We start from the raw sequence: 26,787 nt of genomic DNA on the forward strand, positions 1-26,787 counted from the left end.
GCGCGCCTCAGACGGAGCAGGTCGCGCTCGCATCTGTATGTATGTCCCCTCGGTTCACGAGGCGCCACCCCTCATTGGGAAGGCGCTTCCAAGGCTGTCCGGTCTTCTGCAGCTGCGATACGGGCTCCCGGCGTAGCAGTACCTACGACTTTCTGTCCGTAACCGGAGCCCTTTCCCACATGACGAGCAGCACCGAGACCACCGCCACCACCCCGCAGGTTGCGGTCAACGACATCGGTAACGAGGAAGCTTTCCTCGCCGCGATCGACGAGACGATCAAGTACTTCAACGACGGCGACATCGTCGACGGCGTCATCGTGAAGGTCGACCGGGACGAGGTCCTGCTCGACATCGGTTACAAGACCGAAGGCGTCATCCCTTCCCGCGAGCTCTCGATCAAGCACGACGTCGACCCCAATGAGGTCGTCAAGGTCGGCGACGAGATCGAGGCCCTTGTTCTCCAGAAGGAGGACAAGGAGGGTCGTCTCATCCTGTCCAAGAAGCGCGCTCAGTACGAGCGTGCCTGGGGCACGATCGAGAAGATCAAGGAAGAGGACGGCATCGTCACCGGTACCGTCATCGAGGTCGTCAAGGGTGGTCTCATCCTCGACATCGGCCTCCGTGGCTTCCTGCCGGCCTCCCTCGTCGAGATGCGCCGCGTCCGCGACCTCCAGCCCTACGTGGGCAAGGAGCTCGAGGCGAAGATCATCGAGCTGGACAAGAACCGCAACAACGTGGTCCTGTCCCGCCGCGCCTGGCTCGAGCAGACCCAGTCCGAGGTGCGCCAGACGTTCCTCACCACCCTGCAGAAGGGTCAGGTCCGCTCCGGCGTCGTTTCCTCGATCGTCAACTTCGGTGCCTTCGTGGACCTGGGTGGCGTCGACGGTCTGGTCCACGTCTCCGAGCTGTCCTGGAAGCACATCGACCACCCGTCCGAGGTTGTCGAGGTCGGCCAGGAAGTCACCGTCGAGGTCCTCGACGTCGACATGGACCGCGAGCGTGTCTCCCTGTCGCTGAAGGCGACGCAGGAGGACCCGTGGCAGCAGTTCGCCCGTACGCACCAGATCGGTCAGGTCGTCCCGGGTAAGGTCACCAAGCTCGTTCCGTTCGGTGCGTTCGTCCGCGTGGACGAGGGCATCGAGGGTCTGGTCCACATCTCCGAGCTGGCCGAGCGCCACGTGGAGATCCCGGAGCAGGTCGTCCAGGTCAACGACGAGATCTTCGTCAAGGTCATCGACATCGACCTCGAGCGTCGCCGGATCTCGCTGTCCCTGAAGCAGGCCAACGAGTCCTTCGGTGCCGACCCGGCGTCGGTCGAGTTCGACCCGACTCTGTACGGCATGGCCGCGTCCTACGACGACCAGGGCAACTACATCTACCCCGAGGGCTTCGACCCCGAGACCAACGACTGGCTCGAGGGCTACGAGACCCAGCGCGAGGCCTGGGAGACCCAGTACGCCGAGGCGCAGCAGCGCTTCGAGCAGCACCAGGCTCAGGTCATCAAGTCCCGCGAGGCCGACGAGGCCGCCGCTGCCGAGGGTGGCGCCGCCGCTCCGGCCGGTGCCCCGGCGGGCGTCTCCGGTGGTTCGTACTCCTCGGAGTCGGACGACAACTCCGGCGCCCTGGCGTCGGACGAGGCCCTGGCTGCCCTGCGCGAGAAGCTGGCCGGCGGCCAGAGCTGAACGCTCTGACCACCAGCTGACTGGCTGAAGACACAAGGCCCGCTTCCCTTCGGGGGAGCGGGCCTTGTGCCGTTCACAGCCTTCCGGAAGCGCGTGCGTCCGGTCCTGCGGTTCAGGGGTGAGGCTCAGGGGGTGACGGGGACGTTGGTGAGGCCCTTGCCGCCGGTGACCGTGTTCGACGCGTACACCGTCGTCCGGCAGCCGCCGCCGGTGTTGGTCACATTGATCGCGAGCTGCCTGGACCCGGTGGCGCCGGTGAGATCGGAGCGATTGCCCCGGAAGACCGTGCCGCAGCCCCATCCGCTCTGCTGAGTGTGCGTCTCGTAGCCGTTGTTGAGGGTGTTGCGGCCGGTGTTGTTCTCGATCAGGACGTTGTTGCCCTTCACGTCGACCCATGAGTCGTCGAAGTGGACACCGGTGAGGCCGCGGCCGTCGAAGGTGTTCCCGACGACCCTTGTGCCGGTGGTGCCCTCCTTGATGTCTATGCTCTCGCCCCGGACCTGCGGGCCGATGGTGTTGCTCAGTATCTGTACGTTGTCGCTCCTGTCGGCGAGCGTGTTGGCGGAGCCCACGTAGACGCCCTCGCCCATGCCGCTGCCGTCGTTACCGGTGTCGTAGATCCGCGAGTTCTTGACGACACCGTTGCGGGACGAGGTGCGGAAGTGCACCCCTTCCATGTCCAGGCCGTGCACGGTGACCGAGTCGATCACGACGCCGTCGGCGGAGTCCGTCATGATCCCCTTCTGGCCGCCGGTCACGGTGACACCTTTGACGGTCCAGTGGGAAGCCCCGTTGAGATGGAGTCCGTAGCCCCCGCCTGCGGTGAGCACCGCCCGCGAGGACCCGGTGAGGGTGATCCGGGCGCCGGCGGTGCCCGGGGCCGTGGCCTTGAAGTTCCCGTTGTACGTGCCGTCGGCGAGCCGGATCGTGTCACCGGGGCGGGCGGCCGTGAGGGCGGCCTTCAGCTGGGCGGCGGTGTTCACGTCGACGATCGCCGCGCCCTGGGCGGCGGACGCGTGCCCAGTGAGGCCGACGGCGAGACCGGTGGTCGCGAGGGCGCCGGCCAGCAGGGAGGGGAGCAGGGATCGGGTGCGCATGGGGGTGGCCTTCCCGTCGAGTGCCGTGGGGATCTCGGAGATGTTCCTGTATGTGTACGCCAGGCGGATGAGTGAACAAGTCTCAGTCCGTGACGGTAGGGATGGCGCATGGGCATGTCAAGGTCTGGACCAGTGGGTCAACGCCCGGGCGGTTACCGAGAAATGGGCGCACGGAAGGCGGCCCGGGGGAATGCTGGTGCCTCCCCCGGCGTTCTTCCCTACGAACACGAGGAGGAGCGGTAATCGTGCTTGAGCCCCAGGATTTGTACGCATGGGAGCCGAAGGGTCTGGCGGTCGTCGACATGGCGCTCGCCCAGGAGTCGGCCGGCCTGGTCATGCTCTACCACTTCGACGGCTACATCGACGCGGGAGAGACCGGCGAGCAGATCGTCGACAACCTGCTGGAGACCCTGCCCCACCAGGTCGTGGCCCGCTTCGACCACGACCGGCTCGTGGACTACCGCGCCCGCCGACCGCTGCTGACGTTCCGGCGCGACCGCTGGACCGGGTACGAGACCCCGGGCATCGAGGTCCACCTCGTGCAGGACGCCACCGGTGCGCCCTTCCTCCTGCTGTCCGGCCCGGAGCCGGACGTGGAGTGGGAGCGGTTCGCCGCCGCCGTCCGCCAGATCGTCGAGCGGCTCGGTGTGCGTCTCTCGGTGAACTTCCACGGCATTCCGATGGGCGTCCCGCACACCCGCCCTGTCGGCATCACCCCGCACGGCAACCGCACCGACCTGATGCCCGGTCACCGCAGCCCCTTCGACGAGGCCCAAGTACCCGGCAGCGCCGAGCAGTTGGTCGAGTACCGGCTGATGGAGTCGGGCCACGACGTCCTGGGCGTCGCCGCGCACGTGCCGCACTACGTCGCCCGCTCCTCCTACCCCGACGCCGCCCTGACCGCCCTGGAGGCGATCACCGCGGCAACCGGCCTGGTCCTGCCCGGCGTCGCGCACTCCCTGCGGACCGAGGCCCAGCGCACCCAGACCGAGATCGAGCGCCAGATCGGAGAGGGCGACGAGGAACTGGTGTCGCTGGTCCAGGGCCTTGAGCACCAGTACGACGCGATGGCCGGCGTGGAGACCCGGGGCAGCCTGGTCGCGGAGCCGGTGGACCTGCCGTCGGCGGACGAGATCGGCCGCGAATTCGAACGCTTCCTCGCGGAGCGCGAGGGCGAGGGGTGAGCGGCCTGGCGTAGGCTGCCGCGCATGCTGAAGGTGGGCCTGACCGGCGGTATCGGCGCCGGTAAGAGTGAAGTGTCACGGCTGCTCGTCTCGTACGGGGCCGTGCTGATCGACGCGGACCGGATCGCCCGCGAGGTCGTCGAGCCCGGGACTCCCGGGCTCGCGGCCGTCGTGGAGGCGTTCGGGCCAGGGATCCTGGCGGCGGACGGCACGCTGGACCGGCCGAAGCTCGGCTCGATCGTCTTCGCCGACTCGGAGCGCCTCGCCACGCTGAACGCCCTCGTCCACCCCCTCGTCGGGGCCCGCTCGGCCGAGCTGGAGAGCGCGGCGGGGCCGGACGACGTGGTGATCCATGACGTACCGCTCCTGACCGAGAACGGCCTGGCGCCGCTGTACGACCTTGTCGTGGTCGTGGACGCGTCGCCCGAGACCCAGCTCGACCGGCTCGTGAGGCTGCGGGGCATGACCGAGGCCGAGGCCCGGTCGCGCATGGAGGCCCAGGCGACACGTGAGCAGCGGCGCGCGATCGCCGATCTGCTCATCGACAACGACGGCCCGCTGGAGGCCCTGGAACCGCAGGTCGCCAAGGTCTGGTCGGAGCTGGTCGAACGGGCCGCGGCGGCCGGCTAGGACGAGTGGGGCCAGGACGCGTGCCCGGACCGCGGCCCCGGCCCGCGACGTCGGGGGAGGGGGCAGGCGCCGGGGGTAGGAATAGTGCCGGTGCGCCCGCTGTTGAACCGCCGGAGCCAGGGAAGGATGGAACCGTGTCCGAAAGGAATCCGGAGACCCACGTCATCGACTTCCGCGCGGCCGAGCATCTGCTCGCCGCCCGGGATCCGCGCGGAGCGGTCAAGCTGCTCGACTCGGTGATCGCCGCCCACCCCGAGAACACGGCAGCCCGCCTGCTGCGGGCCCGTGCCTTCTTCGCCGCCGCCCAACTACGGCCCGCGGAGCTCGAGTTCGAGCTGGTCCTGGAGCGCGAGCCGGACAACGCCTTCGCTCATTTCGCCCTGGCCCGCACCTTCCAGCGCTCCGGCCGCCCGGAGCAGGCCGTGCGTCACTTCCGTCTCGCGGCGGCTCTGGACCCGAAGCCGGAGTATCTGGAAGCGGCCCGCTTCGAGGGCTGACGGCAGGGGGCGGTCACCGGCCGTGGCCGCCCCGATCCGGCTCGTAGGGCGGGATGTCTGGGCCTGGCTGATAGTGCGGCCCCTGATGGATGTGGCGCACCACCACCGTCAGATCGATCAGCGTGACGAGGAGCAGAGCCCCGCAGGCCGCCGCCCATCCCGGCCGCCCGACGACCGCGAAGACGGCCGTGCCGAAGGCGGCCCACATCAGCCCCCACACACTCAGCCAGAACCGGAACCGCAGGGGACTGCGTGCGGTCGCGGGTTCACTGCCAGTACGCATGGCGCTCGCCTCTCCTCCTCCAGGGTGTACCCGAACCCCGTGAGGAAAGTTGCTCTCCGGGCGATGAGTTCCGAGCCTGCCACCCGTCTACCTCTTCGACAGCGCACGCGACATGAACGCCCAGCCGAGGAGAGCACGATGACCGTCCCCGCCACCCCCGCCGTCTCGCCCGCGGCCCTGTCCCGGCGCGCCGATCTGACCGTACGGACCCTGCAGATCGTCCTCGCCCTCTTCTTCGCGATCCCGAGCGCTTCGCCGAAGCTGGTCGGGCACTCCTCCGCGGCCGAGTCCTTCGACGCGATCGGGTTCGGCGACTGGTTCATGTACGCGGTCGGAGGTCTCGAACTGGCCGGCGCGATCGCGCTGGTGATCCCGGTGCTGGCGGGGGTCTCCGCGACGGCGCTCATCGGCCTGATGATCGGCGCGTTCATCACCCAGGTGACGGTGTTCGACGGGCAGTACGCCGTCACGCCCCTGGTCCTGATGATTCCGCTCGGTGTGATCGCCTGGACGCGGCGTCACCGCACGGCGGAGCTGATCGCCCGGGTACGCGAACGGGCGTGACCCGGACCCGACCCCCGTACCGGCCGACCGGCTGTTCTCAGCCGGTCGGCCGCAGCCGACCGGGGTCCGAGCGAAGGGCCGGGAAGAGGCGGCCGGTGACGCGTCCGGGATCAGTGGACGACGTTGTAGCTGAGCCAGGGCTTGGACCCCCGTACGATCGTGTCCATCGAGTTGGTCGGCACATACGCCGAGGACTTGCCGGTGCAGTCCGGGGTCCCGTACATCCGCATGTCGACGAGCGTCCGGTTCTCCACCTTGACGGCGCCGGACGGGCCGAGCCGATGGCAGCCCTTGACCGGAGGGCTGGTCACCGTGACCTCGCGCTCCTTCTCCGTCTCGTAGGTGATCGTGCCCACGGCGGACCGGCCGAGGCCGGAGCAGCCCGCGGCGGCGAGGGAGAGGAGCGCGGCCGCGGCGGCGATGCCGAGACGCCCTTGACCTCTGTGGCTGCTGTGGCTCCTGCGGTCGGACATGGCGAGTCCTCGTCTGTACGGAACGGAGAGGGCAAGGAGAAGCCCCTGGCCTGCCTCAGGCCACCATGCCGTGCGCGCGGTGAGGTGTCACCAGGGGATGGGCCGGGCGGAGTACGCAGCGGCCCGGCGGCGTGCCGGACGGCTGAGGGCGGTCGTGGGGCCCGTTGTCACACCCCACCCGTAAGGTCGTAGGTCCAGTCGGGATCACGTCCGGATCCCCGCACACGGCCCGAGCGTGGGGAGGTGACACGGCCATGGCGCGGACCGCGCCGCACATGTGTGCCGCCGTCTTCCTGCCCGCCTCCGTGCCGCGCGAGGGCCGGGTCGCCTTCTGGTCGCCCGACGGCGGCCCTCCGCCGGCCCTGTCCGAGCCGGCGGCTGCCGAGCGCGCCGGGCAGCCCGGCACTGCGGACGGGGATCCGGGTACCACCACCCTCACCGTCGTGCGCCGCCATGGCGCGGGGGCCCGCAGTCGTACGGTCCCCGCCCTGGTCCTTCCCCTCGCCGACGCCCTGCCCCTCCTCGTGGACGCCCGGCACCGGGCCGACGCGCACCCGGCGGCCGCCTGCTGGGGCGCGGCCGCTCTGCACGCCCTGCATCTGGCAGCGCGCGGCCGGCTGCTGCCGGGCCTGACCGCCGACGACGTCGACGCCTGGCGGGCGGGTCCCCTGGACGCCGACGACATCGCCCATATGAGGGCCGTCGCCGCCGCCATGCCCGTCGAGGCCCACGCCGCGCCCCTGCCCGGCCCGGGTCCGCTCCGGCTGCCGGAGCCGGAAGCGCTGGTGCGGGCTTTTCTCGACGCCGTCGCCGACACCCTGCCCCGCACGCCGGCCGCCGCGTACGCCGCCGGGGAACCGTTCGCCGCCCGCGAGCCGCAGCACCTGCCCCACGCGCGCGCCTGGGCGGCCGAAGCGGCGGCCGGGATGGACGCCGGGGTCCGGGTCTCGCTGCGCCTGGACCTGTCCGGGTACGAGCTCTTCGACACCAGCCACGAGGGCGGGGAGGAGCGGCAGGCGGCCGCGGCGCTCCTGCAGGTGCACAGCCTCGCCGATCCGACCCTCGTCATCGACGCGGCCGCGCTCTGGGCGGGCGGCGGCGACGAGCTGTTCGGGCCGCGCGCCCGGATCGACGCCGTCCTGGCCCTGCGCAGGGCGGCCCGCGTCTGGGCGCCGCTCGGCGGACTCCTCGAGCGGGACGTCCCCGATGTGCTGCCGCTGAGCGAGGACGAGCTCTACGAACTCCTCGGCCCGGCCGCGACCCGGCTCGCCGCCGCCGGAGTCACCGTCCACTGGCCCAGGGACCTGGTGCGCTCGCTCGGCGCCACCGCCGTCGTGCGCCCGGCGCCCGGGTCCGCCACCGACGGCACCGCCTTCTTCGACAGCGCCGAGCTGCTGCGCTTCAACTGGCAGCTGGCCCTCGACGGCGACCCCCTCACCGAGCGGGAGATGGACTCCCTCGCCGAGGCGCACCGGCCGATCGTGCGGCTGCGGGACCAGTGGGTGGTCGTCGACCCCGGACTCGTAAGGAAGGCACGCAAGCGCGAGCTGGGCCTCCTGGAGCCCGTGGACGCGCTGGCCGTGGCCCTCAGCGGCACGGCCGACGTGGACGGCGAGACCGTGCGGGCCGTACCGGTCGGAGCCCTCGCGACGCTCCGCGACCGGCTCACCGCCGGCCCCGGGACCGTGCCCCCGCCTCCCGGTCTGCACGCCACGCTCCGCGACTACCAGCTGCGCGGGCTCGCCTGGCTGGACCTGATGACCTCGCTCGGTCTCGGTGGCTGCCTCGCCGACGACATGGGCCTCGGCAAGACCGTCACGCTGATCGCCCTGCATCTGCGGCGGGCGCACACCGCGCCGACCCTTGTTGTGTGCCCCGCGTCGCTGCTCGGGAACTGGCAGCGGGAGATCACCCGCTTCGCGCCCGGCGTCCCGGTGCGGCGTTTCCACGGCACGGACCGGTCCTTGGACGGCGCCGACGGCGGCTTCGTCCTGACCACCTACGGCACGATGCGTACGAGCGCCGACCAACTGGCCTCGCAGCGGTGGGGGATGGTCGTCGCCGACGAGGCACAGCACGTCAAGAACCCGTTCTCCGCCACGGCCAAGGCGCTGCGCACGATCCCCTCTCCGGCGCGGGTCGCCCTCACCGGCACACCCGTCGAGAACAACCTCTCCGAGCTGTGGGCGCTCCTCGACTGGACCACGCCGGGACTCCTCGGCCCGCTCAAGACCTTCCGCGCCCGCCATGCCCGCGCCGCCGAGAACGGCGAGGACGAAGAGGCCCTGGAGCGGCTGTCACGGCTGGTCCGCCCGTTCCTGCTGCGGCGCAGGAAGTCCGACCCCGGCATCGTCCCCGAGCTGCCGCCCAAGACGGAGTCCGACCACCCCGTCCCGCTCACCCGCGAACAGGCCTCGCTCTACGAAGCGGTGGTGCGCGAGGCGATGGCGCACATCGAGAGCTCGGAGGGCATGGCGCGGCGCGGTCTCATCATGAAGCTGCTGACGTCGCTGAAGCAGATCTGCAACCACCCGGCACAGTTCCTGAAGGAGCCCGCCACGGGCGGGGTTCCCCGGCTCGCCGGACGCTCCGGGAAGCTGGCGCTTCTCGACGAGCTCCTCGACACCATCCTCACCGAGGACGGCTCCGTCCTGGTCTTCACCCAGTACGTCACGATGGCCCGGCTGCTCGCCGACCACCTCGCCGCCCGGGCGGTCCCGTCCCAACTCCTGCACGGAGGCACGCCGGTGCCCGAGCGGGAGCGGATGGTCGATCGCTTCCAGTCCGGCGAGGTCCCCGTCTTCATCCTCTCCCTGAAGGCCGCCGGCACCGGCCTCAACCTCACCCGCGCCGGGCACGTCGTGCACTTCGACCGCTGGTGGAACCCGGCCGTCGAGGACCAGGCGACGGACCGGGCCTACCGCATCGGCCAGACCCAGCCCGTCCAGGTCCACCGGCTGATCGCGGAAGGCACCGTCGAGGACCGCATCGCGGAGATGCTGCTGGCCAAGAAGGCGCTGGCGGACGCGGTGCTGGGCTCCGGCGAGGCCGCCCTGACCGAACTCACCGACAGGGAACTGGCGGACCTGGTGTCGCTGAGGAGGCCCTCATGACCCGCCCCGGACCCGGCCGTCCCGGGTTCTCGCCGTCCGGTCCCTCCCGGTCCGGGGCGTCCCGCTCCGGACCGTCGCGGCCCGACCCGCGCCACGACGACCTGCGCCGCACGTTCCCGCCGTTCGAGCCCAGGCAGTCCGCCGACGGCCGGTTCGCCTCCACCTGGTGGGGCAACGCGTGGGTGGAGGCCCTTGAGGACACCGCGCTCGACCCCGCGCGCCTCGCCCGAGGCCGGGCCTACGCGAGCCGGGGGCACGTCGACGCGATCACGGTGACACCGGGCCGGGTCGTCGCCTACGTCCACGGCAGCCGGCCCCGCCCTTACCGTACGGAGATCCGGCTCCGCACCCTCGGCGACGACCACTGGGAACGGTTCCTGGACGCGGCCGCCGCCCGGCCCGACCACATCGCCGCCCTCCTCGACAAGGACGTCCCGCACGCGCTGGCGGCCGTGGCGGACCTGCTGCCCACGGCGGGCGACCTGATCCCCGACTGCTCCTGCCCGGACGACGGCTATCCCTGCAAGCACGCCGCCGCCCTGTGCTACCAGTCGGCGCGGCTCCTGGACGAGGACCCGTTCGTCCTGTTCCTGATGCGGGGCCGCGGAGAGCAGGAGATCCTCGCCGACCTCACCCGCCGCAACGCCGCCCGCTCCGCCGCCGAAGCGTCGTCCGCGACCCCCCTGATCCCCACCGTCCCGGCCCGGGCCGCCCTGGCCGACCGCACCCTGCCTCCGCTGCCGCCCCCGCTCCCGGCCCCGGCCCATCCGGGCCGCCCGCCCGCGTACCCGCCGGGCCCTGGCGCCCCCGACCCGCTGTCCCTCGACCTCCTCGCCAGCGAGGCGGCGGCCCGCGCCCACACGTTCCTGACCACCGGCCAGGACATGGTCGCCACCCTCACGCCCTGGCAGGACGCCGTCCGTCTCGCGGCCGCGCACCCCGGCTCGGGCCTCACCGCGTCGACCCGTGCCCTCTACCGGGACCTCGCCACCGCCGTGGACCGTACGCCCACCGACCTGGCCCGCGCCGTCGCCGCCTGGCGCCAGGGAGGCCTGGCGGGCCTCGCCGCCCTCGAAGACATCTGGGACCCGCCCGCCGGGCCCTTCGACCGCGCCCGCCCCGCTCTCCTCGCCGCCGACCAGCCCTCGTTCCGTCCCTGGCACAACCGCCTCTCCACCCGTTCCCTGCAGCTCCGTTACGGTCGTGACGGACTCTGGTACGGCTACGAATCCGACCTCGACCGCGAGGACTGGTGGCCCCGCGGAACCCCGGACGCCGACCCGGTGGGCGCGCTCACCGCCCTCCTCGGAGGCTGAGAGGATCACTCCAGGCCAGAGGCGTATCGCCCACGCGGGAGTGGAACAGCTCGTTCGACGACGAGCGCCCGAACGGGTGAAAGGCGCGGGGGTCATAACCACGGTCCTCCCGGGGCGTTATTTCCGGTACGGGCGGATGCCCGTGGAAAAACTCCGGAAGGCAGGAAGCCATGAGGCAGATTCGCCGAAGTGGTCTGGCCACTCTGATGGTCACGGGCGGCGCACTCGCCCTGTCCGCGGGATATGCGACCGCCGACTCCCACGCGACGGGCGGAACGGTCGATTCGGGGGGCGTGGGCTCCGGCAACGCCGTGCAGCTGCCGGTGCACTCCCCGGTCAATGTCTGCGGGAACACGGTGAACGTCGTCGGGCTGCTCAACCCGGCCATCGGCAACCGATGTGAGAACGGCGGCGGCCACTCCCACAAGGACAAGCCCGGTACGCCGCACGGCGGCTACGGCGACAACAGCGGCCCCGGCAAGGGTTCCGGCAACGGCCCGGGCAAGGGCAACGGCAGCAGCAACCAGGGCGGCGGCTCGCACGCCGAAGCCGTGACGACGAACTCGTCCGGCATCCTGTCCGGGAACGGAATCCAGCTGCCGGTGGACTCCCCGGTCAACGTCAGCGGCAACTCGGTCAATATCGGCGGCGTGCTCAACCCGGTCATCGGCAACAGCTCGTCCAACGGGCCGGGTGAGTCCGTGACCCCGCCCAAGCCCGGCAAGCCCGCCCAGCCCGTCAAGCCGGGCAAGCCCGCGCCCGGCCAGGCCGTGAAGCCCGCCGCGCCGGCTCCCGGCCCGCAGAGCAGTTCGGCGTCCCTCGCCGAGACCGGTGCCGGCGTCGCCGGTATCGCCGTACCCGCGGGTGCCGCGATGCTCCTCGGTGGTGTGCTCCTCTACCGCCGCCGGGCGACCAGCGACCAGGGCTGACCGGAAGCCGACCGGCACGTGACCCTCGGGTCCGACCTCAGCGGGACCAGGCCCGGAGCACCGCCTCGATGACGGGCGCGACCCTCGTCCGGGCCTGGTGACGGGGGACACCACGCATCAACAGCGCGTCGTACTCGGTGTCCACGTGCCGCACGGACGCCCGCACCGCCGCCCTCACGGCCCCCGCGTCCAGTGCCCGGCCCGCCGCCGTACGGCCGACCCGGCCGCTGCCCCGCAGGGAGGCGTGCGCCGCGATCTCCCCGGCCCGGTCTGGCGGGCACCCGGGAAAACGCCGCAGGATCTCCGCGGTGAGCGCGGCCGTGAACCGTACGTCGTCCGCGGCCCGCAGGGCCGCATCGCGCTCCCGCCGCCGGGCCCGGGCCTCGGCATCGGCCAGACAGGCCGCCTCCGCCCGGGCCAGCGCCTCCTCCTGGACGAGCAGGCCCTGGCGTTCGTAGCGCGTACGGCGCCGGTTGTGACGCAGCACCACCGCCCACAGCGAACTGCCCTCGCGCGCCCGGCGGGTGAGGGCGGCTTCGCCCCGCGGCAGATAGACCAGATGCCCGAGATCGGCGCAGTCCAGGCAGTACGGGTGGTTGAACTCCAGCACGAGCATGGCCAGCGGCCCCGTGCGGCACTCGGCGCAGCTGCGGCGCTTGAGCGGCTGGATCACCACCAGCGGGTCGGCGGCCATCTCAGTGCACGCCCGGAGCCGCCGCCTCGATGAACTGGGCCAGAGCTTTCTTGGCCTGTTCCGAGCGGTACGCGCGGTCCGGCTCGCCGGAGGCGTCATGTATGCAGTTCGTCATCTCGAAGGCGTCGGCGGCCAGTTGGCGCGTCGTGCGGTCGTCGCAGACGAGCTGGACCTGGAGGAGCGCCTGCCGGGCCGCGGTGCGCTGCCGGTACGACTCGTGGCGGGACTCCTCGGCCGCCGGCGAGCCCGGCCCCTGCCGAAGTGCCCGGAACCAGCGGTCGTTCTGGCTGTGCCGGTAGTCGATGAGGGCCCCGGCGAAGGCGCTGTACGTGGAGATGCGCTCCTGTCGCAGCTGCTCCTCACGGGCCAGGGCCGCGGCGCGCTCGGCCGTACGGCTCTGAAAGAAATGGGTGAGGGCCGCACCGAGCAGGGTGCCGAGCACGGCTATCAGGGCCGCATCCATCGTGCGCTCTCCTCAAGGGCGTTGGCCGGTGACGACATGATCACTCCCTTCGATTCTGCCAGTGGACCCCGAGGTGTTTTGCTCTTCCGGAGCGCCGGAGTCGGGGCAGCGAGTAGCGTGTGGCCGTTTTTAGCCACCGTTCGAGCGGACACAGGGGATGGGGTACGCCATGGGGACACGTATCGGCATACGCAAGGCAATGGTCGTGGCGGGGTGCGTGGCGGCGGTCGGGATGGTCCCGTCGGCAGCGCTCGCCACGCCCGGCAGCGGGGTCACCGGAACCGTGCTGGCCAAGGGCACCTCGGACGGTCGCCTGAAGATCAAGGAACCCAAGGGCGACACCGATGTCGTCGTCCGGACCATCACCATCGCGCCGGGCGGCTCCACCGGCTGGCACCACCACCCCGGACAGCTCGTCGCCGTCGTCCAGTCGGGCACGCTCACCCGGACCCTGGACGACTGCTCGGTCGAGACGACGAACGCCGGTGAGGCCGTCATCGAACAGTCCGGACGCAGGCACCGGCACATCGGGCGCAACCTGGGCACCGAGCCCGTGGTGCTGTACGTGACCTACCTGCTCCCCAAGGGCGCGCCGTTGTCGGTGGACGAGGAAGCCCCGGAGTGCGCCAAGGGCTAGCCCCGCACCCGCTCCCCGCGCCGAGGCCAGGCGCCGGCCGACAGCGTGCGGTCTCGGATGGCAAGGTCTGATCATGCGATTCGAAGCGATCACCTGGGACCGGATGGCGGCCGGCGTCGCCGCCCACCTCGACGCGACGGCCCCCGCCGACGGCAGTGACTGGATCAAGGTCGGCTTCGACGGGGCGCCCGCCGCGCGGACGGGGGACGTGGCCGGGCGGGTCGCCGAGGAGCTGCGGCTGCGCGGCCGGGCCGTGCTGGTGGTCGGGACCGAGGGGTTTCTGCGGCCGGCGTCGCTGCGGTACGAGTACGGGAAGGAGGACCCCGACACGTACTACAGCGGCTGGTTCGACACCGGAGCGCTGTGGCGGGAGGTCTTCGGGCCGCTGGAGACGGGTGGCAGCGGACGTGTGCTGCCCGACCTGTGGGACCCGGTCTCCGACCGGGCCACCCGCAGCCCGTACGTCGAACTCCCGCCGGGTGGCGTGCTGTTGGTGCACGGCCCGTTTCTGCAGGGACACTGGTTCCCCTTCGACCTGACCGTGCATCTGCGGCTGTCACCGGGCGCCCTGGCGCGCCGTACCGAACACGCCTGGACGCTGCCCGCCTTCGAGAGGTACGAGAGCGAGGCCGCGCCGAGCGAGTCCGCCGACGTCGTCGTGCGCGCCGACGACCCGCTGCACCCGGCCTGGACGGGGATCGGGGCGAGTGGGGGGTGAGCGCGGGCGCGGTCGCGGGGAAGGGGCGGAGCCGGGCCGGGTGGGGCCGGCGGAGGTCGTCGCCCGGTCGAGGCCGTGGTCGATGGAGTCGCTGGGAACGGTCCGGTCGAGGTCGAGTCGAGGTCGTGGGCCGGTGGGGCTAGTGCGGGTCCGGAGGCCGGGGCGGGCGGCCTCCCGGTCGTGTCACCGCCTCGGCCCCCGCCCCGCAACCCTGGGAGGCGGCGGAGGGACCGTCCGCGCCGGCCAGCCGGGCGGCCAGGAACGCGCCCGTGAAGGCGTCCCCCGCCCCCGTCGTGTCCACGGCGCGCACGGCGGGCGCCGGGACCCGGGCGAGGATCTCGCCCTGCGCGGCGAGCAGCGCTCCCCGCGCTCCCAGGGTCACCGCCACCAGCGGGAACTGGCGGCTCAACTTGACCGCCGCGTCCACCGGTTCGTCCAGACCCGTCAGCAGGCACGCCTCGTCGGCGTTGGGGAACAGCACCTCCGCGCCCTGGGCCGCTGCCAGGAAGCGGTCCACGCCGAGGTCCGCCAGGAACCCGGTCGAGGCCGGATCGACGCTCACCGGGATCCCGGCCGCGCGGGCGTCCCGCAGCGCGAGCCGGGCCGTCTCCCGGCTCGTCGCCGCGAAGAAGAGATAGCCGGACAGATGCAGATGGGCCACCCCGTCCAGGAGGTCGGGGGCCCAGTCGGCGGGGGAGAGGCGGAGCGCTGCCCCGCTGTCGGTGAGGAAGGTGCGCTCGGCGGCCGCGTCGACCAGTGCGATCACGGTCGCCGTCGGGGCGTCGGGGTCGGTCACGAGCAGCGGCCGCACCCCTGCGGCGCGCAGCGCCCTGTCGTGCCAGGCGGCCGAGTCGCTGCCCGCTCGGGCGAGCAGCCGGACGTCCCCGTACCCCGAACGCACCGCCCAGCAGGCGGCGTTGGCGCCCGCGCCGCCCGGCAGCGTACGGATCTCGGCCGCCGTGTCCGTCGCCGGGGCGAGCGGGGCGCGGTGCCGGGCCACCACATCGGTGACGACGTCCCCGACTACCAGGAGAGCGCCCGGAGCCCCACCGGGAGCCCCCGTGGCCGCGCGCCGGTCCGTGTCCGCGCCCGTGCCCGCGTCCGAGCCCCGGTCCGTGCCCGTGCCCGCGCCCCGGTCCGTGTCCGATTCCGTACGTCCGTCGCGCCCGGTGCCCGCGCCTCGGCCGCCCTGGTTCACAGCGCCGCCGCGATCCGGGCCGCCAGCCGCACATTCCCCCGCACAGCAGCCAGATTGGCCTCCAGCGACGCCCCTTCGGTCTGCCGCATCATCTGGTCCAGCAGGAACGGCGTCACCGCCTGGCCGGTGATCCCCCGCTCATGACACTCGTCCAGCGCCCGCGCCAGCACCCGGTCGTGCAGCTCGGGGTCCAGCTGGTCCTCCACGGACACCGGATTGGCGACGATCAGCGCGGAGTACGGCTCACCGAGAGAGTCCTGGGCCCGCACGACCGCCGCCACCTCCTCCGGCGTGCGCAGCGTCCAGTCCACCCGCTCGCCCGACGAGGTCAGATAGAAGCCCGGGAAGTACTCCGTGCCGTACCCGACGACCGCCACGCCCAGGGTCTCCAGCCGCTGGAGCGTGGCCGGGACGTCGAGGATCGACTTGACCCCCGCGCAGACCACGGTGATGCCGACCTGGGCGAGCAGCCGCAGATCCGCCGACTCGTCCTGCGCCTCCGTCCAGCCCCGGTGCACCCCGCCGAGTCCGCCGGTCGCGAAGACCCGGATGCCGGCGGAGTCGGCGAGGAAGGCGGTGGCGGAGACGGTCGTGGCCCCGCTGGCGCCGGTCGCGACCGCGAGGGCGAGGTCCCGGTGCCCCAGCTTCCGCAGCCCGGGGTCCCCGGCGACCCGCTCCAACTGCTTCTTGTCCAGGCCGACATGGGCTTTTCCGTCGAGTACGGCGATGGTGGCCGGGACGGCGCCGCCGGATCGTACAAGACCTTCCAGCTCCTCCGCCACGGCCAGATTGCGCGGCCGGGGGAGGCCGTGAGCGATGATCGTCGACTCCAGCGCGACGACGGGCCGGCCGTCGTCGAGCGCCTCCCGTACCTCTTCGGACAGCACCACTGTGGTCTCAGGCATGTCCCATCCTTGGCGCGGCGGCGCCCCGCGCAAACATCGCTTCCGGCCGCGCGCCCCCGACCCGGTCCCGGCCGCGCTCTCAGTGGCAACCGGGCAGCTCCGGAAGCCGGTCCACGCGCGCGACGCGGATCACCGTGCGGGAGCTCGCCGCCTTGGCGTTCCCCTCGCTGTACGCGACGGCCAGTGTGCCGTCCCTGGCCTCGGCGTAGCCGTACCGAGGAGTGATCCGGGTGTACGACGCCGAACGGAGGTCGAGGGCGTACGAGGTCTCCGGAGTGCGCCAGGTGATCAGCCGGCCGCTGATCCGCAGCTGGTCGATGCCGTCGACGGCCGGGGACGCGGAGACGGCCGCGACCGGGCCGCCCTGCCCGGCCCGCCACACCATCAGACGGGGGCGTTCCTCGCCCGCGACCCACGCCCAGGTCGTCCCGTCGGAGACGACGGAACGGATGTCGCGCAGTGCGGCGATCGGGGCGGGGAGCAGCGGGCCGGGCAGAGGGGAGGCAGGGCCGGTGGGAGGCTGTCCGCTGGGCGGCGTGAGGTGCGGCGCGGGGAGCTCGACGGCCGTGAGCCGCGTCCCGGTGCCGGCCGACTCCCGCCAGACGAGCAGCCGTCCGGCCGCGAACGGCGTGTCCATCACGCCGGTGTGGACGGCGCGCGGGGTGCCGCCCGCCGCCGGGACCGCGAAGACCGTCGCCCTGCCGCTGCCCACCCCCTGCGCCCAGAAGACCGTCCCGCCGCGCAGTACCGGCTGCGGAAGCGGTCCGGGCAGGTCCGCACGGGCGATGCGGCGGGCCCGGCCGGTCGCCGCGTCCCAGACGTACAGGCTCCAGGGGCTGGTGAGGGTCCGCCCCTCCAGCACGGCGAACGCGGCGTGACGGCCGTCGAAGTCCGCACCGAGGAGTTGGTGTTCGGCGGGATCGATGAAGGTGAGCAGGGTGCGGAGGGTGGGGCCGTCGAGCGCCCGGCCGGGCACGCCGCCCGCGCGGGACGCGGGAGTCGCCCTGTCGGTCGGGCTCGCTCCGCCCGCCCCGTCGGTCAGGGCTTCGCTGACGAGGACCGCCCGCCGCTGACCGCCGGCGGTGAGCTGCACGGCGGTCCAACCGGGACCGGCATCCGCGAGCACGGCCCGCGCACCGCCCGGCGGCCGGAGTTCGCCGGCGCCGAGCGCGGCCCGCCATGTGCCGGGCAGCGGCACCTCACAGGCGCCCGACGGCGCGCCCGCCGGGGCCCCGGGCGAATGCGGAGCCGGAGCGTGCGTGGGGGCGGGCGGCGACGAGCACCCGGTCAGTACGACCCAGATGCTCGCCAGCACGCAGAGCCCCTGCACGCGGATCCCTTGCACGCGCAGTCCCTGCACGCGCACCCCCGGCGCGCGGGGCGTGAGGCGGCTACCAGACGTAGCCACGGCCGCCCATGATGGTGGTGAGCGTGTCCGACGAGATGTGCGCCGACCTGGGAACCGAGCCTGCCCAGGAGATGACGCTGGTGCTCACCCCGCCCACCGGATCCAGATAGTTGACCTGAGCGGCCGCCGTGTCGGTGTTGTAGCCGTCGATCGAGACCCAGTGGAAGATCTCGATGTTGGGGTGCCCGACCAGATGGGGCCCGCCCGGCACCTCCCACGCGTTGCCCGCGATGGCGTAGTCGTTGTCGGTGTTGTGCGTGATGTGCTGCTTGAAAGTGGCCTTGTCAGTGGCGGTGGGCGTGTAGGGCAGTGCCTTGGGTACGTAACCGGCGCCCGGAAGCCGGTAGTTGAGCGCGTCGGCCACCGGGTATCCCGTCGGGTTGGGGACGTTGATGTTGATCCCGTACCAGGCCGTGCCGTTGCCGGTGGTCTTGAGGAGCGTCGCGGCGTCCTGCTGCGAGCGTCCCGCGACCTCGTCATGGGCGGACTGGGTGATCACCAGGGTCGCCGGGCCGCACCAGTAGGAGGTCTTCTGCGACTGGTGCAGGCCGCCGGAGAGCTTGTACCCGGCGAGCGCGCCTCTGCCGCGCAGCCCGTCGTACGATCTCGCCGCCTCGGCCTGCTTGAGCGTGGCGGTTCTGCGCTGGTCCGGGGTGAGGCGCTGGGGGCCGAGGGTGTCGTGGGCCGCCTTGTAGCCGGCGCCCGGCGCGGTGTCCGAGGCGGGCGCCGTCGTGGCTGCCGTGCCGGCGGCCGTTGCCGGAAACGCGGGAGCGGCGGCGGTGGCGGTGGCGGTGGCGGTCAACAGTCCGGCGGCGATAAGGGCCGCACGGGGTAACAGGGCTGACATCGCACTCTCCTGTCCGGGACGAGGGTGACGGTGAGGGGTGACGGTGGGGGGGGAGGAGCGGAGGCGCTCAGCGCGAGTTTGACGGGTTCACGCCATTGATGTCAGGGGGCTCGCAGCAATCCCCCGGAGCACCATTGGGTGGACCAAAGACGCCGCCCCCGACCTGCGGCAACGCCGAATGGCGGGCCGTGCGCGTGCTCCGGTTTTCAGCGGCGGCCACGCGCCCCGGGCCCGTACGGGTGTGGTCCGTCCAGCCACGGCGTGGCGTGGTGTCCGGCAGCCGGTACTGGTCGCCGGGCGCCGCGCGGCCCCCGCTACAGTCCCGGCCATGACGACACATGATCAGCCCTCGTTCGCCGTTCACATCCCCGACGCCACTCTCGAGCCGGAGCCGCTGAACCCCGGGCAGATCATCTCGGGCGATCCCGTCGTGACCGGCAAGGTGCTGTGGGAGTCCGCAGACGGCAAGCAGGTCCGGGGCATCTGGCAGATCACTCCCGGCGTGGTGACCGACACCGAGGCGAACGAGCTCTTCGTGGTCGTCAGCGGGCGCGCCACGGTGGAGGTCGAGGGCGGGGACACGCTGGAGATCGGCCCCGGCGACGCGTGCGTCCTGCGCGAGGGCGACCGGACGACCTGGACCGTGCACGAGACGCTCCGCAAGGCGTACCACATCTCGCTCTAGCGCCGGCCCTTGCTCCCGACCCCTTTTCGGAGTCGGCGAGTTGGAGATCTGGTAGGAAACTTTCCTGTCCGCTAGCATCCGGGCGGCGGCTTGGCGCGGCGCCCGCCCCCCGTGGTCCATGAACGGGCGTGACGCGCTCAGCGAGAGCTCTGACCCGGCCGCCGAGCACTGTGGCCTGCCCTCTGTCCCCCCGGAGGGCGGGCACGGCGCCCTCCGCACGGAGTCCAGCTCTCGCCGTCCTCATGGCCAAGGAGCCCAGGTATGCGCCTGAACGCCTCCGCCCCACCCCGCCCCATGCGCACCACCACCCTCGCCCTCACCACCCTTCTCGTCCTCGTCGCCGGCCTGTTGCTGGCCGATCCCGACCGCGCCGACGCCGCCGACCCGCTCATCTCCCGCTCCAAGCCCGCCACCGCTTCCTCCGTCGAGGGCTCCGCCTTCGGCGCCGAGAAGGCCTTCGACGGCGACCCGACCACCCGTTGGGCGAGCGCCGAGGGCAAGGACCCGCAGTGGATCCGCGTCGACTTCGGCGCCGCCGCCACCGTCAGCCGGGTGCGCCTCTCCTGGGAGGCCGCCTACGCCAAGGCGTACCGGATCGAGGTGTCCGCCGACGGCGTCACCTGGACCAGGATCGTGGGAGAGACCGCGGGCAACGGCGGCGGCGACGACTGGACCGGGCTCAGCGGCAAGGGCCGCTACCTCCGCGTGTACGGGACCGCGCGCGGCACCTCGTACGGCTACTCGCTCCACGAGGTGGAGGTGTACGGCAGCCTCGACGACACCCCGCCACCCACCGGCGCGTTCACCGTCGTGGCCGCCGGGGACATCGCCGCCCAGTGCACCGCCTCCGACAGCTCCTGCGCCCACCCGAAGACCGCCGCGCAGGCGCAGCGGATCAACCCGAAGTTCTATCTGACGATGGGCGACAACCAGTACGACGACGCCCGCCTGTCCGACTACCGCGCGTACTACGACAAGACCTGGGGCGCGTTCAAGTCCAAGACGCGCCCGGTGCCCGGCAATCACGAGACCTACGACCCGGCGGGGCCCCTGGCCGGCTACAAGTCCTACTTCGGCGCCGTCGCCTATCCGCAGGGCAAGCCGTACTACAGCTACGACGAGGGCAACTGGCACTTCATCGCCCTCGACTCCAACGCCTTCGACCAGTCCGCGCAGATCCAGTGGCTGAAGGACGACCTCGCGCGCACCACCAAGGGCTGCGTCGCGGCCTACTTCCACCACCCGCTCTACTCCTCCGGCGGTCACGGCAACGACCCCGTGTCGAAGCCGGTGTGGAAGATCCTCTACGGCGCCGGGGCCGACCTGGTCCTGAACGGCCATGACCACCACTACGAACGGTTCGCACCCCAGGACCCGGACGGGCGGGCCACCGCCGACGGCATCGTCGAGATCGTCGGAGGTATGGGCGGAGCCGAGCCGTATCCCATCGAGCAGATCCAGCCCCACAGCCAGAAGCGGATCAGCGGTCCGTACGGAGTGCTGAAGCTCGACCTCACGGACACGACGTACACCTGGCAGTACGTCGGCACGGACGGCCAGGCCAAGGACGCCGGCCCGACCTACCGCTGCCACTGATGTATCTGGCGGCCACCGGTCGCCCGGAGGTGCCGCCCGCCCCCTCGGGGGTGCGGCGGCGCGTCTCCGGCACCGTTCTCGCACTCGGCGCGGTCAGCCTCGTCACCGACGTCTCCTCCGAGATGGTCACCGCGGTCCTGCCGCTCTACTTCGTCGTCGGGCTCGGCCTCTCTCCGCTGCAATTCGGCTTCCTCGACGGCCTCTTCAACGGCGCCACCGCCGTCGTGCGGCTCCTCGGCGGTCACCTCGCCGACCGCGGCGGCCGGCACAGGACCGTCGCGGGTCTCGGCTACCTCCTGTCGGCCTGCTCGCGGCTGGGACTGCTGGCCGCGGGGGGCGCCCCGGCCGGGATCGCGACGGCACTCGCGGTGGACCGCGTCGGCAAGGGCATCAGAACGGCTCCGCGCGACGCGCTCATCACCCTGAACAGCCCGCCGGACGGCCTGGGCCGGGCCTTCGGAGTGCACCGCGCCATGGACACGACGGGCGCGCTGCTCGGCCCGCTGGCGGCGTTCGCGCTGCTCTGGGCGACGGCGGACGCGTATGACGCGGTGTTCGTGGTGAGCTTCTGTACGGGGCTGCTTGGGGTTCTGTTGCTGTTCGTGCTCGTACCGGGGACACCCGGGGTACGGGCTCCGGGCGGGACGGACGTGTTGAGCGACGGCGCTGCGGGGGCGCCCGTGGCGGGTGCTTCGAGCTCGGCGGACGTATCGAGCGACGGCGGTGGGGAGGCGTCCGTGGTGCGGGGAGCTTCGAGCCAGGCGGACGTGTTGAGCGGCACCCGCCCGGCGGACGTGCCAGGGGGCGCCCGCCCGCCCGGCCGCCTCCTCGCGCCCCTCCGCTCCCGCGCCTTCCGCCGCGTCCTGTTCGCCACGGCGCTCCTCGGCACGGCCACCGTCTCGGACGCCTTCGTCTATCTGCTGCTCCAGCGGGAACTCGACCTGGACGCCGCCTGGTTCCCGCTCCTCCCGCTCGGCGCCGCCGCCGGGTACCTGGTGCTGGCGGTGCCGGCCGGCCGGCTCGCGGACCGGGTCGGCCGCAGAGTGCCGTTCCTGTACGGGCACGGGGCCCTGATCGCCGCGTACGCCCTGCTGCTGGCCCCCGTCGGCGGCGGCGCCCTGCTGGTCCTGGTCCTGGGGCTGCTGGGCGTCTTCTACGCGGCCACCGACGGGGTTCTGATGGCGCTGGCGGGACCACTCCTGCCGAAGGACCGTCGCGCGAGCGGTCTCGCGCTGCTCCAGACGGCGCAGGCCGTGTCCCGCCTGGTCGCGGCGACGGCCTTCGGCGCCGCGTGGACGGCCTGGGGTCCGGGGACGGCCCTGGCGTCCGCCTCGGCGGCCCTCACCGTCGGCCTCGCCGGCGCCTGGTGGCTGCTACCCGGCACAGCTCTCGCCCCCAAAACCGCCCTCGCCCCCGACGATCCCGCACACACCTCCTCGGAAAGGCCTTCGGCATGACAGCCCGGAACCTCACCCTGCGGGCCCGCGCGGGAGTCCTCGCCGTCGCCGTCGCCCTCCTCGCAGCTGGTGCCGTCGCCTACACCCTGCGGGCCGCCGACCGCGCCGGCGCCGGTGGGCGCGCGGCCGTGGCGGCCGACCCGGCGTTCATGATCGTCGGCCCCCGGCTGTACGTCCGCGACGGGCCGAGCGGCCGCCTCGCCCACCAGGGCCTGACCGAGCGGGGGGCGCGCCGCGCGCCCGGCGGCCCCCGCTGCGACCGCTTCTACGCGGCCGGCCCGACCGCGCTGTGCCTCCAGCGCCGGCCCGGCGTCCCGCCGCGCTCGTACGCCCTCGTCCTCGACCGGAAGCTGCGCGAGACCCGCCGGACCGCGGTGCCGGGGATCCCCAACCGCGCCCGGGTCTCGGCCTCCGGGCGGATGCTCTCCTGGACCACCTTCGCCACGGGCGACTCGTACGCCACGTCCGCCTTTTCCACCCGTACGTCAATCTTGGACCTGCGCACCGGATATCTGGTCAAGAACATGGAACAGATCCCGCTCACCCTCGACGGCCGTCGTCACTTCGCACCGGACATCAACTACTGGGGCGTCACCTTCGCCCGTGACGACAACCGCTTCTACGCGACCGTGTCGACCGCCGGCCGTACGTACCTCGTCGAGGGCGACATGAGGAAGTGGTCGGCGCGCGCCCTGCGCCAAAACGTCGAATGTCCCTCCCTCTCACCCGACAACACCCGTATCGCGTTCAAGAAGAAGGTCTCGGACGATCCGGCCGCTCCCTGGCGGCTGTACGTACTGGACCTGCGCACCATGAAGGAGCACCCGCTCGCCGAATCCCGCAGCGTCGACGATCAGGCCGCCTGGCTCGACGACCGCACGCTCGCGTACGGGGTCGACGGGGGAGTGTGGAGCGTCCCGGCGGACGGCTCCGGCACCCCGGGGCTCCGCGCGGCCGACGCCTCCTCACCGGCTCCGGTCGATTGACCGCGACGGGCGGAGCGTTCGCCGGCGGGCCGGGTCTTCGATGTGGACGGCGCCCGGCGGGTGGGCCGCGAGCTCCGATGTGGACGGCGCCCGGCGGGTGGGCCGCGAGCCCCGATGTGGACGGCGCCACGCGTCCGGGTCGCGCTCGCTCCCGGGCTATTGGCCGGGCGTTCCGGGGCCCGTCGCACCCCGGCGCAGCACCGCGCGCAGCGCGAGGGCCGACAGCGGCAGCAGGAGCGCCGCCGCGACCACGTTCAGCCAGCCGTAGCTCGCGCGGGCGACGATCAGCCCGGCCGCCGCGCCGCCGAGGCCCGCCGCCGTGTTGCTGATGAGGTCGGAGAGGCCTTGTACGGCGGCCCGGGCGGCCCCTGGCACCGAGTCCGTGAGCAGCGCCGAGCCGGAGACCAGCCCCGCCGACCAGCCGAGGCCGAGGAGGAAGAGGCCCACGGCGGTCTGGCCGTGCCCCGCGCCCGCCGTGCCGGCGAGCAACGCGGCGCAGGACAGCAGTCCCACCGCGAGACCGATGACCGCCGGTCGGCCGAGCCGGTCCGACAGCCAGCCCATCACAGGCGAGAACGCGTACATGCCGGCGATATGACCACTGATCACCAGGCCGATCAGCTGGATGCCGGCCCCGTGGTGGCTGAGCGCGACCGGGGTCATCGACATGATCGACACCATCGCCGTGTGCGACACGGCCACGGTGACCAGGGCGAGCCGGGCGCGCGGCGACTCCCGTACGGCACGCATGCCGGCCCGCAGCGAGCGCCCGGCCGTGGAGCCGTCGTCGGCGGGGCCGGCCAGAGAACGCGCGGTGAGCAGGGGGTCCGGTCGCAGGAGTACGGACACCATGACGGCGGACACGAGGAACACCCCGGCCGCCCAGAGGAACGGCCCGGCGGCCGGCGGGATGCCGAACCCCGCGACCGAACGGCCCGCCGGCCCCGCGATGTTCGGACCGAGGACCGCGCCGATCGTGGTGGCCCACACCACGGTCGAGATCGCCCGGGCGCGTCGCTCCGGCTCCGCGAGGTCCGCCGCCGCGAACCGCGCCTGCAGGTTCGCGGACGAGCCGGCACCGAACCCGGCCATGCCGACCAGCAGCAGCGGGAAATTGCCGAGGACCGCTCCCAGGACCACCACCACGGCCCCGAGCGCGCCCACCAGATAGGCGAGCACCAACCCCGGCCGCCGACCCCGGGCCGTCATCAGCGCGGCCAGCGGCATGGACAGCAGCGCCGTCCCGGCGACCGTGGCGGTCGGCGCGAGCCCCGACAGCGCCTCTGTCCCGCTGATCTCCTGCGCCAGGACGGTGGCGAGAGCGATTCCGGTGGCCACTCCCAGCCCGCCGAGGATCTGACTGGCGACGAGCACGGCCGTGATGCGCCGCCGGAGGGCGGGCAGCTCCTCCGCCGTGACGGACGGCGCCCCGGCCTTGGCCGTCGGTATCGGTGCGGAGGAATCGGGAGCGTCAGGGTGCGTAGTCACCGAGGCAGTGTGTCAGTCCTTACGCGGGCACGGAATGCCCTCCACCCGCGGCCCGAACCACTTCAGGTACGGGAGGCCGCCCGCGGGTGCGGTGTGCGGTGGACATGGGCGCGTCGTGGTCGCGGGGGCGCCTGCGGGGGCGGGTGCGCGTGCGCCCTGGACCGTGACCTGGCGGCGGCTGCGGCGCGGCGTCCCCGAAGCACCGACCCGGATCCACCGGTTCGGGCCGCGCCTAGAACAGCGGCTGCGGCAGCACCCCTTCCAGGGCCAGCAACTGCCGTTTCGTCTCCAGCCCGCCGCCGAAGCCCCCGAGCCCCCCGTCGCTCTCCACCACGCGGTGGCACGGCACCACGACCGGCAGCGGATTGGCTCCCATCGCCGCTCCCACGGCCTGCGCCGCCCGGGGCTGGCCCACCCGCTCGGCCAGCTCGCCGTACCCCACGACCGTGCCGTACGGCACGCCCGTCGCCAGCTCGCGCAGCACCTGCCGGTTGAAGCCGGTCGTCAGGGACCAGTCGAGCGGCAGCTCGAAGTCCCGCAGTTCCCCCGCGAAGTAGGCCTCGATCTGGCGTATGGGCTCGGCCGCGCGGCCCGCCGGGTTCTCGACGAGCTCGCCGCCCAGCTGCGCCGACAACCTCCCGAGTGCCTTGTCCCGGACCGTGGGGCGGGCGTGGAAGACCACGCTCACCAGACCCTCGTCCGTCGCGGCGAGGAGCAGCGGCCCGATGTCCGTGCCGAGGGTGGCCCACTCGATGCTCTTCATGCGGACCACCGTACGACCGGGCACTGACAGCACTCCCCTGCCCGCCCGGCCGGGGGCCTCAGCCGAGGGCGTCCCGCACCACGTCGGGGTTGTTGGTGATGATCCCGTCCACGCCGTAGTCGGCCACCCGCCGCGCGCCCTCCGCGTCGTTGACCGTCCACGTGCTGACCCGCAGCGGCAGACCGTGCGCCCCCTTGAGCCGGTGGACGGCCGCCACGTAGTCGCCGCCGATCGTGGTGTGCGAGGGGTTGATCTGGTCGGTGAACCGCGCGTAGGCGGGCAGCTCGCCGACCGGGGGCGTCCCGAGGAACCCGGTCGTGATGTCGGGCCGCTGCGCGTGCACCGCCTTGACGCTGTTCGCGCCGAAGCTCTGGATCACCAGCCGGTACCTGACGTGCGGCCGGTCCAGCCAGCCCCGCTCGCCGAGGACGCGCAGCGTGTCCCGTTCGATCCCCGGATACAGCTCGGGCTTCTTGATCTCCAGGAGAAGACTCTGGTCGTTGCGCTCGACCTGGTCCAGGTACCGCGCGAGCGTCGGCACCCGTGCCCCCGCCCACTTCTCGCCCAGCCAGCCGCCCGCGTCGAGCGTGGCGATCTCCGCGGCGGTGAAGTCCCTGACCTTCCACGGCGAACGTCCGGGGAAGCGTTGCTCCACATCGGTGGTCCTCGCCAGGCTGTCGTCGTGGATGACGACCAGGGTCCCGTCCTTGGTGCGCTGCACATCGTTCTCCACCCAGGCGAAACCCATCTCGGCGGCCAGGTCGATCGCCGCGAGCGTGTTCTCGGGTGCGTACGCCGAGGCGCCCCGGTGGGCGAGGACGAGCAGCCCGTCGTACGCGGCGGTCCCGGAACCGGCGCCGGGGGAGGTGGAGCTGGAAGCGGCGGGGGTGGGGGAAACCCCGCCGGGCGCGAACAGCGACGCGGCGCCCAGGAGCGCGGCGGCCGCGACGGCGGCGGAACGGAGGGCGGGGCGGACCAGGGGGAGGCGGAGCAGTGAGGAGGAGTGGGCGTCGGGGGAGCGGACGACGGTGGGGCGCAGGGACACGGGAACTCCTCGCGTCGTGTGGTCCCGGATTGCTCCGAGAGTGGCAGTACGTGACCAACACGTGACGGACAGAGGATGGCCACGACGGGAACGGCGGCGGCCCGGAGAGCCTCAGGGCGCAGTATCCCT

26 protein-coding genes are annotated in these 26,787 nt (G+C 72.7%); 14 read left to right on the forward strand and 12 right to left on the reverse strand.

What is annotated here, in order from left to right; all coding sequences use genetic code 11:
- Window positions 1-179: 179 nt before the first annotated feature.
- A complete protein-coding gene (gene rpsA / locus ACZ7J0_RS18370) occupies window positions 180-1,682 on the forward strand; it encodes a 30S ribosomal protein S1 (RefSeq protein ID WP_019885395.1) in 1,503 nt (500 codons plus the stop codon).
- Window positions 1,683-1,807: 125 nt separating this feature from the next.
- On the opposite strand, the gene ACZ7J0_RS18375 is transcribed toward rpsA, so the two are convergent.
- Complete coding sequence (locus ACZ7J0_RS18375; RefSeq protein WP_470888527.1) at window positions 1,808-2,779, reverse strand: right-handed parallel beta-helix repeat-containing protein; 972 nt, start codon at window positions 2,777-2,779, stop codon at window positions 1,808-1,810.
- A 245-nt stretch (window positions 2,780-3,024) separates the two neighbouring features.
- Here ACZ7J0_RS18375 and ACZ7J0_RS18380 point away from each other — a divergent pair, with 245 nt between their 5' ends.
- The 3 genes from ACZ7J0_RS18380 (at window position 3,025) to ACZ7J0_RS18390 (ending at window position 5,090) form a co-directional block, all read left to right on the forward strand.
- Entirely contained in the window at window positions 3,025-3,963 is a 939-nt protein-coding gene (locus ACZ7J0_RS18380) for a PAC2 family protein (protein WP_470888529.1), read from the forward strand.
- Between the two features lie 24 nt (window positions 3,964-3,987).
- On the forward strand, window positions 3,988-4,593 hold the full coding sequence (gene coaE, locus ACZ7J0_RS18385; protein ID WP_470888531.1) for a dephospho-CoA kinase: 606 nt from the start codon (window positions 3,988-3,990) through the stop codon (window positions 4,591-4,593).
- Window positions 4,594-4,727: 134 nt separating this feature from the next.
- A complete protein-coding gene (locus ACZ7J0_RS18390; protein ID WP_470888533.1) occupies window positions 4,728-5,090 on the forward strand; it encodes a tetratricopeptide repeat protein in 363 nt (120 codons plus the stop codon).
- A 13-nt stretch (window positions 5,091-5,103) separates the two neighbouring features.
- Here ACZ7J0_RS18390 and ACZ7J0_RS18395 read toward each other — a convergent pair whose 3' ends face one another.
- Window positions 5,104-5,373 carry a DUF6343 family protein gene (locus ACZ7J0_RS18395; RefSeq protein WP_470888535.1) on the reverse strand — a complete coding sequence of 90 codons (270 nt, stop codon included), beginning with the start codon at window positions 5,371-5,373 and terminating at the stop codon, window positions 5,104-5,106.
- A 138-nt stretch (window positions 5,374-5,511) separates the two neighbouring features.
- On the opposite strand from ACZ7J0_RS18395, the gene ACZ7J0_RS18400 reads away from it, so the two are divergent.
- A complete protein-coding gene (locus ACZ7J0_RS18400) occupies window positions 5,512-5,937 on the forward strand; it encodes a DoxX family protein (protein ID WP_470888537.1) in 426 nt (141 codons plus the stop codon).
- Between the two features lie 110 nt (window positions 5,938-6,047).
- Here ACZ7J0_RS18400 and ACZ7J0_RS18405 read toward each other — a convergent pair whose 3' ends face one another.
- A complete protein-coding gene (locus tag ACZ7J0_RS18405; RefSeq protein ID WP_470888539.1) occupies window positions 6,048-6,410 on the reverse strand; it encodes a hypothetical protein in 363 nt (120 codons plus the stop codon).
- Between the two features lie 254 nt (window positions 6,411-6,664).
- Here ACZ7J0_RS18405 and ACZ7J0_RS18410 point away from each other — a divergent pair, with 254 nt between their 5' ends.
- From ACZ7J0_RS18410 to ACZ7J0_RS18420, 3 genes are all read left to right on the forward strand, one after another.
- Window positions 6,665-9,523, forward strand: a complete 2,859-nt coding sequence (locus ACZ7J0_RS18410) for a DEAD/DEAH box helicase (RefSeq protein ID WP_470888541.1) — start codon at window positions 6,665-6,667, stop codon at window positions 9,521-9,523.
- Window positions 9,520-10,839: an SWIM zinc finger family protein gene (locus ACZ7J0_RS18415; RefSeq protein ID WP_470888543.1), complete on the forward strand. Its 1,320-nt coding sequence runs from the start codon at window positions 9,520-9,522 to the stop codon at window positions 10,837-10,839. The genes ACZ7J0_RS18410 and ACZ7J0_RS18415 overlap by 4 nt, the downstream gene beginning before the upstream one ends.
- A 170-nt stretch (window positions 10,840-11,009) precedes the next feature.
- Entirely contained in the window at window positions 11,010-11,768 is a 759-nt protein-coding gene (locus ACZ7J0_RS18420; protein WP_470888545.1) for a chaplin, read from the forward strand.
- 37 nt (window positions 11,769-11,805) lie between these two features.
- Here the strand turns inward: ACZ7J0_RS18420 and ACZ7J0_RS18425 are convergent, their stop codons facing one another.
- Both ACZ7J0_RS18425 and ACZ7J0_RS18430 read right to left on the reverse strand, forming a co-directional pair.
- Window positions 11,806-12,462: a DUF2293 domain-containing protein gene (locus ACZ7J0_RS18425; protein ID WP_470888546.1), complete on the reverse strand. Its 657-nt coding sequence runs from the start codon at window positions 12,460-12,462 to the stop codon at window positions 11,806-11,808.
- Window position 12,463: 1 nt separating this feature from the next.
- The gene (locus ACZ7J0_RS18430; protein ID WP_470888548.1) at window positions 12,464-12,925 is read right to left on the reverse strand and encodes a hypothetical protein; all 462 of its coding nucleotides are present in this window, start codon (window positions 12,923-12,925) and stop codon (window positions 12,464-12,466) included.
- A 169-nt stretch (window positions 12,926-13,094) separates the two neighbouring features.
- Between ACZ7J0_RS18430 and ACZ7J0_RS18435 the strand changes: the two genes are divergently transcribed.
- Both ACZ7J0_RS18435 and ACZ7J0_RS18440 read left to right on the forward strand, forming a co-directional pair.
- Window positions 13,095-13,562 (forward strand): cupin domain-containing protein, encoded by a 468-nt coding sequence (locus ACZ7J0_RS18435; protein ID WP_470888550.1) that lies wholly within the window; start codon window positions 13,095-13,097, stop codon window positions 13,560-13,562.
- 73 nt (window positions 13,563-13,635) lie between these two features.
- Window positions 13,636-14,280 (forward strand): nucleoside/nucleotide kinase family protein, encoded by a 645-nt coding sequence (locus ACZ7J0_RS18440; RefSeq protein WP_470888552.1) that lies wholly within the window; start codon window positions 13,636-13,638, stop codon window positions 14,278-14,280.
- Window positions 14,281-14,419: 139 nt separating this feature from the next.
- Here ACZ7J0_RS18440 and ACZ7J0_RS18445 read toward each other — a convergent pair whose 3' ends face one another.
- The 4 genes from ACZ7J0_RS18445 to ACZ7J0_RS18460 form a co-directional block, all read right to left on the reverse strand.
- Window positions 14,420-15,310 (reverse strand): carbohydrate kinase family protein, encoded by an 891-nt coding sequence (locus ACZ7J0_RS18445; protein ID WP_470888857.1) that lies wholly within the window; start codon window positions 15,308-15,310, stop codon window positions 14,420-14,422.
- Window positions 15,311-15,474: 164 nt separating this feature from the next.
- On the reverse strand, window positions 15,475-16,383 hold the full coding sequence (locus tag ACZ7J0_RS18450) for a pseudouridine-5'-phosphate glycosidase (RefSeq protein WP_470888554.1): 909 nt from the start codon (window positions 16,381-16,383) through the stop codon (window positions 15,475-15,477).
- Between the two features lie 79 nt (window positions 16,384-16,462).
- The gene (locus tag ACZ7J0_RS18455; RefSeq protein WP_470888556.1) at window positions 16,463-17,728 is read right to left on the reverse strand and encodes a TolB-like translocation protein; all 1,266 of its coding nucleotides are present in this window, start codon (window positions 17,726-17,728) and stop codon (window positions 16,463-16,465) included.
- Between the two features lie 46 nt (window positions 17,729-17,774).
- Window positions 17,775-18,638 (reverse strand): hypothetical protein, encoded by an 864-nt coding sequence (locus ACZ7J0_RS18460; RefSeq protein WP_470888558.1) that lies wholly within the window; start codon window positions 18,636-18,638, stop codon window positions 17,775-17,777.
- A gap of 328 nt (window positions 18,639-18,966) precedes the next feature.
- On the opposite strand from ACZ7J0_RS18460, the gene ACZ7J0_RS18465 reads away from it, so the two are divergent.
- From ACZ7J0_RS18465 to ACZ7J0_RS18480, 4 genes are all read left to right on the forward strand, one after another.
- Window positions 18,967-19,323, forward strand: a complete 357-nt coding sequence (locus ACZ7J0_RS18465) for a cupin domain-containing protein (protein ID WP_470888560.1) — start codon at window positions 18,967-18,969, stop codon at window positions 19,321-19,323.
- A gap of 261 nt (window positions 19,324-19,584) precedes the next feature.
- On the forward strand, window positions 19,585-20,919 hold the full coding sequence (locus tag ACZ7J0_RS18470; protein ID WP_470888562.1) for a discoidin domain-containing protein: 1,335 nt from the start codon (window positions 19,585-19,587) through the stop codon (window positions 20,917-20,919).
- On the forward strand, window positions 20,919-22,376 hold the full coding sequence (locus ACZ7J0_RS18475; RefSeq protein WP_470888564.1) for an MFS transporter: 1,458 nt from the start codon (window positions 20,919-20,921) through the stop codon (window positions 22,374-22,376). Before ACZ7J0_RS18470 ends, ACZ7J0_RS18475 begins: the two co-directional genes overlap by 1 nt.
- Window positions 22,373-23,362 (forward strand): hypothetical protein, encoded by a 990-nt coding sequence (locus ACZ7J0_RS18480; protein WP_470888566.1) that lies wholly within the window; start codon window positions 22,373-22,375, stop codon window positions 23,360-23,362. The genes ACZ7J0_RS18475 and ACZ7J0_RS18480 overlap by 4 nt, the downstream gene beginning before the upstream one ends.
- 156 nt (window positions 23,363-23,518) lie before the next feature.
- On the opposite strand, the gene ACZ7J0_RS18485 is transcribed toward ACZ7J0_RS18480, so the two are convergent.
- From ACZ7J0_RS18485 to ACZ7J0_RS18495, 3 genes are all read right to left on the reverse strand, one after another.
- Window positions 23,519-24,850 carry an MFS transporter gene (locus tag ACZ7J0_RS18485; protein WP_470888568.1) on the reverse strand — a complete coding sequence of 444 codons (1,332 nt, stop codon included), beginning with the start codon at window positions 24,848-24,850 and terminating at the stop codon, window positions 23,519-23,521.
- A 232-nt stretch (window positions 24,851-25,082) separates the two neighbouring features.
- Window positions 25,083-25,613 (reverse strand): methylated-DNA--[protein]-cysteine S-methyltransferase, encoded by a 531-nt coding sequence (locus ACZ7J0_RS18490; RefSeq protein ID WP_470888570.1) that lies wholly within the window; start codon window positions 25,611-25,613, stop codon window positions 25,083-25,085.
- A 58-nt stretch (window positions 25,614-25,671) separates the two neighbouring features.
- Window positions 25,672-26,592, reverse strand: coding sequence for a glycerophosphodiester phosphodiesterase (locus ACZ7J0_RS18495; protein WP_470888859.1), 921 nt, complete (start codon window positions 26,590-26,592; stop codon window positions 25,672-25,674).
- Between the last annotated feature and the right edge of the window lie 195 nt (window positions 26,593-26,787).

This window comes from Streptomyces sp. NPDC038280 (assembly GCF_055600045.1).

What these genes read in the sequence shown, in the direction of transcription:
- ACZ7J0_RS18440 (WP_470888552.1), top strand. Translation starts at nt 13,636, where the DNA reads ATGCGATTCGAAGCGATCACCTGGGACCGGATGGCGGCCGGCGTCGCC.
- coaE (WP_470888531.1), top strand. Translation starts at nt 3,988, where the DNA reads ATGCTGAAGGTGGGCCTGACCGGCGGTATCGGCGCCGGTAAGAGTGAA.
- ACZ7J0_RS18435 (WP_470888550.1), top strand. Translation starts at nt 13,095, where the DNA reads ATGGGGACACGTATCGGCATACGCAAGGCAATGGTCGTGGCGGGGTGC.
- ACZ7J0_RS18395 (WP_470888535.1), bottom strand. Translation starts at nt 5,373, where the DNA reads ATGCGTACTGGCAGTGAACCCGCGACCGCACGCAGTCCCCTGCGGTTC.
- ACZ7J0_RS18465 (WP_470888560.1), top strand. Translation starts at nt 18,967, where the DNA reads ATGACGACACATGATCAGCCCTCGTTCGCCGTTCACATCCCCGACGCC.
- ACZ7J0_RS18430 (WP_470888548.1), bottom strand. Translation starts at nt 12,925, where the DNA reads ATGGATGCGGCCCTGATAGCCGTGCTCGGCACCCTGCTCGGTGCGGCC.
- ACZ7J0_RS18475 (WP_470888564.1), top strand. Translation starts at nt 20,919, where the DNA reads ATGTATCTGGCGGCCACCGGTCGCCCGGAGGTGCCGCCCGCCCCCTCG.
- rpsA (WP_019885395.1), top strand. Translation starts at nt 180, where the DNA reads ATGACGAGCAGCACCGAGACCACCGCCACCACCCCGCAGGTTGCGGTC.
- ACZ7J0_RS18375 (WP_470888527.1), bottom strand. Translation starts at nt 2,779, where the DNA reads ATGCGCACCCGATCCCTGCTCCCCTCCCTGCTGGCCGGCGCCCTCGCG.
- ACZ7J0_RS18490 (WP_470888570.1), bottom strand. Translation starts at nt 25,613, where the DNA reads ATGAAGAGCATCGAGTGGGCCACCCTCGGCACGGACATCGGGCCGCTG.
- ACZ7J0_RS18420 (WP_470888545.1), top strand. Translation starts at nt 11,010, where the DNA reads ATGAGGCAGATTCGCCGAAGTGGTCTGGCCACTCTGATGGTCACGGGC.
- ACZ7J0_RS18450 (WP_470888554.1), bottom strand. Translation starts at nt 16,383, where the DNA reads ATGCCTGAGACCACAGTGGTGCTGTCCGAAGAGGTACGGGAGGCGCTC.
- ACZ7J0_RS18410 (WP_470888541.1), top strand. Translation starts at nt 6,665, where the DNA reads ATGGCGCGGACCGCGCCGCACATGTGTGCCGCCGTCTTCCTGCCCGCC.
- ACZ7J0_RS18415 (WP_470888543.1), top strand. Translation starts at nt 9,520, where the DNA reads ATGACCCGCCCCGGACCCGGCCGTCCCGGGTTCTCGCCGTCCGGTCCC.
- ACZ7J0_RS18400 (WP_470888537.1), top strand. Translation starts at nt 5,512, where the DNA reads ATGACCGTCCCCGCCACCCCCGCCGTCTCGCCCGCGGCCCTGTCCCGG.
- ACZ7J0_RS18425 (WP_470888546.1), bottom strand. Translation starts at nt 12,462, where the DNA reads ATGGCCGCCGACCCGCTGGTGGTGATCCAGCCGCTCAAGCGCCGCAGC.
- ACZ7J0_RS18460 (WP_470888558.1), bottom strand. Translation starts at nt 18,638, where the DNA reads ATGTCAGCCCTGTTACCCCGTGCGGCCCTTATCGCCGCCGGACTGTTG.
- ACZ7J0_RS18470 (WP_470888562.1), top strand. Translation starts at nt 19,585, where the DNA reads ATGCGCCTGAACGCCTCCGCCCCACCCCGCCCCATGCGCACCACCACC.
- ACZ7J0_RS18480 (WP_470888566.1), top strand. Translation starts at nt 22,373, where the DNA reads ATGACAGCCCGGAACCTCACCCTGCGGGCCCGCGCGGGAGTCCTCGCC.
- ACZ7J0_RS18405 (WP_470888539.1), bottom strand. Translation starts at nt 6,410, where the DNA reads ATGTCCGACCGCAGGAGCCACAGCAGCCACAGAGGTCAAGGGCGTCTC.